The organism is Pseudomonas sp. NPDC098747 (genome assembly GCF_044760045.1).
Classification (GTDB): Bacteria; Pseudomonadota; Gammaproteobacteria; order Pseudomonadales; family Pseudomonadaceae; genus Aquipseudomonas.
The window spans coordinates 1-6,851 of sequence record NZ_JBIWAL010000109.1; the positions used below are offsets into that span (position 1 = coordinate 1).

Genomic DNA, 6,851 nt, shown 5'->3' on the forward strand with positions numbered 1-6,851 from the left:
TGCGTCTGCTTACCCCCCGGCATTTCAAGGCAGTCTTTGAATCCCCTACCGGCAAGGTTCCGGGGAAAAATCTCCTGCTCCTTGCGCGCAACAACGATCTTGATCACCCCCGTCTCGGGCTGGTTATCGGGAAAAAGAGCGTAAAGCTCTCCGTTGAGCGCAATCGCCTCAAACGTCTGATGCGCGAATCGTTTCGTCTGCACCAGGATTCACTGGTCGGCTGGGACATCGTTATCGTCGCGCGCAAAGGTTTGGGTGATGTAGAAAACCCCGAATTGATTCAGCATTTCGGCAAACTCTGGAAGCGTCTGGCCCGTAACAGTCCAGTTCCAGCAGTCAAAACCGAAACTGTAGGGGTAGACAGTCCAGATGCGTAAACTGGCCCTCGTTCCGATCCAGTTTTATCGCTATGCCATTAGTCCTCTGATGGCCAGCCACTGTCGTTTCTACCCCAGTTGTTCCTGCTACGCGTATGAAGCCATTGAAAATCATGGCCTTCTGCGCGGTGGCTGGCTGACCTTTCGTCGTTTAGGTCGCTGTCATCCGTGGAATACCGGTGGTTATGACCCGGTTCCATCTATCCCTACCTCCCGTTCTTCTTCGATGGCCGAGTAATCATGGATATCAAACGCACGATCCTGATCGTCGCCCTGGCAATCGTGTCCTACGTTATGGTTCTTAAATGGAACCAGGACTATGGCCAAGCTGCCCTGCCGACTCAGAATGTTGCTTCCAGTACGACTACATCCGGTTTGCCGGACACCGCCACTGGCAATAATGCTGCCAGTGACGATATTCCGCGCGCCGCTAGCGATACCAGCGCACCTGCTGAAACTCCGGTGGCTGCCAGCAAGGATCTGATCCAGATCAAAACCGACGTGCTCGATCTCGCGATCGATCCACAAGGTGGTGACGTTGCTCAACTGACCTTGCCTCTGTATCCACGTCGTCAGGATCGTCCTGATGTTCCGTTCCAGCTGTTCGATAACGGCGGCGAACGTGTTTATCTGGCGCAAAGCGGTCTGATCGGTACCAATGGCCCGGACGCAAATCCGGCTGGTCGCCCGATCTACTCCGCCGAGAAGAAGACTTATCAACTGGCTGATGGTCAGGACCAACTGGTCGTTGATCTGAAGTTCAGCAAGGACGGCGTCAATTACATCAAGCGTTTCACAGTGAAACGCGGCCTGTATGACGTAAACGTTTCCTACATTGTGGATAACCAGAGCGCTCAGCCCTGGAATGGCGCGATGTTTGCCCAGTTGAAGCGCGACGACAGTGCTGATCCTTCGTCCACAACTGCTACCGGCACCGCGACTTACCTGGGCGCCGCTCTGTGGACGAGTTCTGAGCCGTACAAGAAAGTGTCCATGAAGGACATGGACAAGGCGCAACTCAAGGAAACCGTCACCGGTGGTTGGGTAGCCTGGCTGCAACACTACTTCGTGACCGCGTGGATTCCGGCCAAGGGCGAAAACAACATCGTCCAGACCCGTAAAGACAGCAAAGGCAACTACATCATCGGTTACACCGGTCCAACACTGACCGCTGCACCAGGTGGCAAAGTTGAAACCAGTGCTGTTCTGTACGCCGGTCCGAAAAGTCAGGCTGTGCTGAAAGAGTTGTCCCCAGGTCTGGAACTGACTGTTGACTACGGCATACTGTGGTTCATTGCCCAGCCGATCTTCTGGCTGCTGCAACACATCCACGCGATCGTAGGTAACTGGGGCTGGTCGATCATCTTCCTGACCATGCTGATCAAGGGTATTTTCTTCCCTCTGTCGGCTGCCAGCTACAAATCGATGGCGCGCATGCGTGCCGTTGCGCCGAAACTGGCTGCACTGAAAGAGCAACATGGCGATGACCGGCAGAAAATGTCGCAAGCCATGATGGAGCTTTACAAGAAAGAGAAGATCAATCCACTGGGCGGCTGCTTGCCGATCCTCGTGCAGATGCCGGTTTTCCTTTCGCTGTACTGGGTTCTGCTGGAAAGCGTGGAAATGCGCCAAGCGCCGTTCATGCTGTGGATCACTGACCTGTCGATCAAAGATCCGTTCTTCATTCTGCCGATCATCATGGGCGCAACCATGTTCATCCAGCAGCAGCTGAACCCGACTCCTCCGGATCCGATGCAGGCGAAGGTCATGAAAATGATGCCAATCATTTTCACCTTCTTCTTCCTGTGGTTCCCGGCTGGTCTGGTGCTGTACTGGGTAGTGAACAACTGCCTGTCGATTGCACAACAGTGGTACATCACGCGTAAGATCGAAGCGGCTGCGAAAAAAGCCGAGGCGTAACTTGCTCTGTGGATAACACCACTCAAAACGCCCCCTAGTGGGGCGTTTTGCTATCTGTCACTTTTGTCTGGATTACGGTTTATGAGCGTACCTCGTGAAACCATCGCAGCTGTCGCTACCGCTCAAGGTCGCGGCGGTGTGGGCATTGTCCGAATTTCCGGTCCGCTGGCCAGTGTTGCGGCCAAAGCTATTGCCGGTCGCGAACTGAAACCGCGTTACGCCCATTACGGCCCATTTTTCAGTGATGACCAACAGGTGCTCGATGAAGGTCTGGCGCTGTATTTCCCGGGTCCGAACTCGTTCACCGGGGAAGACGTGCTTGAATTGCAGGGCCACGGCGGTCCGATCGTTCTGGACATGTTGCTCAAGCGTTGCCTGGAACTGGGTTGCCGTTTGGCTCGCCCGGGTGAGTTCAGCGAACGCGCATTCCTCAATGACAAACTCGACCTGGCGCAGGCCGAGGCGATCGCCGATCTGATCGAGGCCAGTTCTGCACAGGCAGCGCGCAATGCTCTGCGTTCGCTGCAAGGCGCATTCTCCCAGCGTGTGCATAACCTCACCGAACAATTAATCAGTCTGCGTATCTACGTCGAAGCCGCCATCGACTTCCCGGAAGAAGAAATCGACTTCCTAGCCGATGGCCACGTATTGAGCATGCTCGACAAAGTCCGTGATGAATTATCCACAGTGCTGCGAGAAGCAGGCCAGGGTGCCTTGCTGCGCGATGGTATGACCGTGGTCATTGCCGGCCGTCCAAATGCCGGCAAGTCCAGCCTGCTGAACGCCTTGGCTGGCCGTGAGGCAGCGATCGTGACCGAGATTGCCGGTACCACTCGGGATATTCTGCGCGAACATATCCACATTGATGGCATGCCGCTGCATGTTGTGGATACCGCTGGTCTGCGCGATACCGACGATCAGGTGGAAAAAATTGGCGTTGAGCGCGCATTGAAAGCCATTTCTGAAGCGGACCGCGTGCTGTTGATGGTAGACGCGTCGGCGCCTGAAGCTTTGGACCCGTTCGCCTTGTGGCCGGAATTTCTCGAGATCCGCCCGGATCCAGCGAAAGTCACCTTGATCCGCAATAAAGCCGATCTGACGGGTGAAGCGATTTCACTGGAAACAAGCGACGACGGCCATGTAACCATCAGCCTGAGCGCTAAATCTGCAGGCGAAGGCCTGGAATTGCTGCGCGAGCACCTCAAGGCCTGCATGGGCTACGAGCAAACATCGGAAAGCAGCTTCAGCGCCCGTCGCCGCCATCTAGAAGCCTTGCGCCACGCCAGTGCGGCGCTGGAACACGGTCGCGCGCAACTGACACTGGCGGGGGCTGGGGAATTGCTGGCTGAAGATTTGCGTCAGGCTCAGCACTCTCTGGGTGAAATTACCGGTGCTTTCAGCTCCGATGATCTGCTCGGACGAATCTTTTCCAGCTTCTGCATCGGTAAATAACCCTTTCTGTGTTTTACAGACGGGCCCGTTCGCGGCTCGTCTGCTTCCCTCATCATTGAACTGATTCCAGAAGTGCCGGGCAGATTTATGCTCCCTGAGCGGATTTTCGTTGCGCGCGATTTGCTCATTCATCAGATTTCTGTGGATTAAGCCCTGTGAATAACTGCCACTAAGGTCAGTTGATAACAGGGCCTGAAAACTGGATATAACTACCTCTGTGGATAACTGCCCCTTTCATCCACAGGCTTAAACCGGTTATCCAAGCCGCTTATGGCCACATGGGCACAGGGTTTTGAATCTCTGTACACATTGAAAAATAAGGCCTGTAGAGATCTATCCACAGAAAATAGGCTCAGTAAGAATAAGCATTAAAACAAAGGTTTTATAAATTTCTTTCTTTTTTATTCTTTTAAGCTCGAGTTCTCCACAGCTGGTTAATTTTTGTGCAGAGGGTTCTTTAGGCAGGGCGAAGTCCCTATACTTGTCGACCAGGTCCAGAAACCTGATCTCAAACTATTCCTGAATTACCTACTTAAGCAGGCACGAGGTGCGTGGTGGATTTCCCTTCCCGTTTTGAAGTGATCGTCATCGGCGGCGGTCACGCCGGTACCGAGGCAGCACTGGCGTCAGCACGTATGGGGGCAAAAACCCTGTTGCTGACGCATAACGTGGAAACCCTCGGCGCCATGAGCTGCAACCCCGCTATCGGTGGCATTGGCAAAAGCCATCTGGTCAAGGAAATCGACGCCCTTGGCGGCGCGATGGCCATGGCCACCGATAAGGGCGGCATCCAGTTTCGCGTATTGAACAGCCGCAAAGGCCCAGCCGTACGGGCAACTCGTGCGCAAGCCGACCGGGTTTTGTACAAAGCCGCTGTCCGCGAAACCCTGGAAAACCAGCCGAACCTGTGGATATTTCAACAAGCTGCCGATGACTTGATCGTCGAGCAGGATCAGGTACGCGGTGTTGTCACCCAGATGGGTCTGCGTTTCTTCGCCGATTCCGTGGTGTTGACCACCGGTACGTTCCTCGGTGGACTTATCCACATTGGTTTGCAAAATTTCTCCGGCGGTCGTGCCGGTGATCCGCCGTCGATTGCTTTGGCACACCGTCTGCGTGAAATGCCGCTGCGTGTGGGTCGCCTGAAAACCGGCACGCCGCCGCGTATCGACGGCCGGTCTGTGGATTTCTCGGTGATGACCGAGCAACCGGGCGATACGCCGATCCCGGTGATGTCGTTCATGGGCAACAAGGAACAGCATCCGCGGCAAGTCAGTTGCTGGATTACCCACACCAACGCCCGTACCCACGAAATCATTGCCGCGAACCTCGATCGTTCGCCGATGTACTCCGCTGCCGGCGAAATCGAAGGCATTGGCCCGCGTTACTGCCCGTCGATCGAAGACAAAATTCATCGGTTTGCCGACAAGGAAAGCCATCAGGTGTTTATCGAACCGGAAGGTTTGACCACCCATGAGCTGTATCCGAACGGGATATCCACAAGTTTGCCGTTCGACGTGCAATTGCAAATTGTGCAATCGATACGCGGCATGGAAACCGCGCACATCGTGCGTCCTGGTTATGCGATCGAGTACGACTACTTCGATCCGCGTGACCTGAAGTACAGCCTGGAAACCAAAGTCATCGGCGGTCTGTTCTTCGCCGGGCAGATCAACGGCACCACCGGTTACGAAGAAGCCGGTGCTCAGGGTTTGCTGGCCGGGGCCAACGCTGCACTGCGTGCGAAGGGCAAAGAAGCCTGGTGCCCGCGCCGCGATGAGGCGTACATCGGGGTTCTGGTCGATGATCTGATCACACTGGGTACCCAAGAGCCGTACCGCATGTTCACTTCCCGTGCCGAGTACCGTCTGATCCTGCGCGAGGACAACGCCGACCTGCGTTTGACCGAAAAAGGTCGCGAGTTGGGCTTGGTCGATGACGCGCGTTGGGCGGCCTTCTGCAAAAAACGCGAAAGCATCGAACTCGAAGAGCAGCGCCTGAAAAGCACCTGGGTACGCCCGGGCACGCCACAGGGCGATGGCATTGCGGAAAAATTCGGCACGCCGTTGACCCACGAATACAACTTGCTCAACCTCTTGAGCCGTCCGGAAATCGACTACGCTGGTCTGGTCGAAGTGACCGGGCATGGCGCCGAAGATCCACAGGTGGCCGAACAGGTTGAAATCAAGACCAAATACGCCGGTTACATCGATCGTCAACAGGATGAAATCGCCCGTCTGCGCGCCAGTGAAGACACGAAACTGCCTGTGGATATCGATTACACCAACATTTCCGGTCTCTCCAAGGAGATCCAGAGCAAGCTCGGCGCGACTCGTCCAGAGACGCTGGGCCAGGCTTCACGGATCCCGGGCGTGACCCCGGCAGCGATTTCGCTGTTGATGATTCATTTGAAAAAACGCGGCGCGGGCCGTCAGTTGGAGCAAAGCGCTTGAGTTCTAAGGTCACTTCGCAACACGCCGAAGAGTTATCCACAGGAGCCCGCGAGCTCGGGATCAATCTCACTGAAACCCAACACGAATTGCTGTTGGGTTATCTGGCCCTGTTGATCAAATGGAACCAGGCCTACAACCTCACGGCTGTTCGCGATCCGGACGAAATGGTGTCGCGTCACCTGCTCGATAGTCTGAGTGTGATGTCGTTTATCGAAAATGGTCTCTGGCTCGACGTCGGCAGTGGCGGCGGTATGCCGGGGATCCCGTTGGCGATCCTGTTTCCGGACTCGCAAGTGACCTGTCTGGACAGCAACGGCAAGAAAACCCGCTTCCTGACACAGGTCAAACTCGAACTCAAACTGGATAACCTGCAAGTTATCCACAGTCGTGTCGAAGCCTTCCAGCCTGCGCAGCCGTTCAACGGGATCATTTCCCGGGCGTTCAGCAGCATGGAAAACTTCAGCAACTGGACTCGCCACCTCGGCGATGCCGATACACGCTGGCTGGCAATGAAGGGCGTTCATCCGGCCGATGAGCTGGTAGCATTGCCGGCAGACTTCAAACTCGATAGCGAACACGCCCTGGCCGTACCCGGTTGCCAAGGCCAACGCCATCTGCTGATACTGCGCCGCACGGCATGATTGGGAAC

At 55.5% G+C, this 6,851-nt stretch carries 6 protein-coding genes; all 6 read left to right on the forward strand.

What is annotated here, in order from left to right; all coding sequences use genetic code 11:
* The coding region (gene rnpA, locus ACIQVE_RS28945; protein WP_402815292.1) for a ribonuclease P protein component at positions 1 to 377 on the forward strand (377 nt) is incomplete at its 5' end.
* On the forward strand, positions 370 to 615 hold the full coding sequence (gene yidD, locus ACIQVE_RS28950; protein ID WP_402815294.1) for a membrane protein insertion efficiency factor YidD: 246 nt from the start codon (positions 370 to 372) through the stop codon (positions 613 to 615). The genes rnpA and yidD, both read left to right, overlap by 8 nt.
* 2 nt (positions 616 to 617) lie before the next feature.
* Positions 618 to 2,297, forward strand: a complete 1,680-nt coding sequence (gene yidC / locus ACIQVE_RS28955) for a membrane protein insertase YidC (protein ID WP_402815296.1) — start codon at positions 618 to 620, stop codon at positions 2,295 to 2,297.
* 81 nt (positions 2,298 to 2,378) lie between these two features.
* Positions 2,379 to 3,749 (forward strand): tRNA uridine-5-carboxymethylaminomethyl(34) synthesis GTPase MnmE, encoded by a 1,371-nt coding sequence (gene mnmE / locus ACIQVE_RS28960; RefSeq protein ID WP_402815298.1) that lies wholly within the window; start codon positions 2,379 to 2,381, stop codon positions 3,747 to 3,749.
* 554 nt (positions 3,750 to 4,303) lie between these two features.
* A complete protein-coding gene (gene mnmG / locus ACIQVE_RS28965) occupies positions 4,304 to 6,202 on the forward strand; it encodes a tRNA uridine-5-carboxymethylaminomethyl(34) synthesis enzyme MnmG (protein ID WP_402815300.1) in 1,899 nt (632 codons plus the stop codon).
* Positions 6,199 to 6,843, forward strand: a complete 645-nt coding sequence (gene rsmG, locus ACIQVE_RS28970) for a 16S rRNA (guanine(527)-N(7))-methyltransferase RsmG (RefSeq protein ID WP_402815302.1) — start codon at positions 6,199 to 6,201, stop codon at positions 6,841 to 6,843. Before mnmG ends, rsmG begins: the two co-directional genes overlap by 4 nt.
* The last annotated feature ends 8 nt before the right edge of the window (positions 6,844 to 6,851 follow it).

What these genes read in the sequence shown, in the direction of transcription:
- yidC (WP_402815296.1), top strand. Translation starts at nt 618, where the DNA reads ATGGATATCAAACGCACGATCCTGATCGTCGCCCTGGCAATCGTGTCC.
- yidD (WP_402815294.1), top strand. Translation starts at nt 370, where the DNA reads ATGCGTAAACTGGCCCTCGTTCCGATCCAGTTTTATCGCTATGCCATT.
- mnmE (WP_402815298.1), top strand. Translation starts at nt 2,379, where the DNA reads ATGAGCGTACCTCGTGAAACCATCGCAGCTGTCGCTACCGCTCAAGGT.